Origin of the sequence: Tatumella sp. UCD-D_suzukii (assembly GCF_000611875.2) — a bacterium.
GTDB classification, from domain to species: Bacteria; Pseudomonadota; Gammaproteobacteria; order Enterobacterales; family Enterobacteriaceae; genus Tatumella; species Tatumella ptyseos.
Window position 1 is genome coordinate 1 of the sequence record NZ_JFJX01000027.1, and the last position, 598, is coordinate 598.

1 pseudogene is annotated in these 598 nt (G+C 45.8%); it reads right to left on the minus strand.

Annotation, left to right across the window (positions count from 1 at the left end):
* Window positions 1-598 (minus strand): annotated as a pseudogene (locus tag CG67_RS18285) (attachment protein); the annotation flags it as partial.

Here is a 598-nt window from a genome sequence, read left to right on the forward strand (position 1 = left end):
GCACCGCGAACTAGATTATTTAAATTATCACCAAGAGAAGTAATATTATTTTGAGTCTGCTCATCAGCTGATCGCTTGTCATCTGTAGAAGTATCATCTTCGGTAAGTTTATCCTTGATGCCCTCTGACAAATCAGGGGTTGCCGTTTTAACGCCCTTAGCAACAGCAGAAGCTACTTGATCCTCAGTTAGTGACTTACCGGACGTGCCACCGGAAGCACCTCCAGAGGAGCCACCCGTATAAGAACCGCCAGAAGAGCCACCAGTATCAGAACCACCAGTATCACCGCCACCAGTCTCAGAAACACCAGTATCACCACCAATATCGTCAGTTGGTTGTGATTGACTCTCACCAGACTCAGGAACGTAACCTGTAGGCTTCCAAGTCGCAGCACAGACCGTTTTAGCGTTATTACAAACGATAACGCCCGTTGCTTCATACTCACAGCCGTTATAGTTAATATAACCGTCAGAGACGTTATTGAAGGTGTTACTGATTGGAGGGCTAGCCTCACAGACTTCTTCAGGAGTTTTTTCAGCAGGTTTTTCATCAGCTACAGAACGCTGAATATCACCAGATATTTTCGCCTGAATTGACC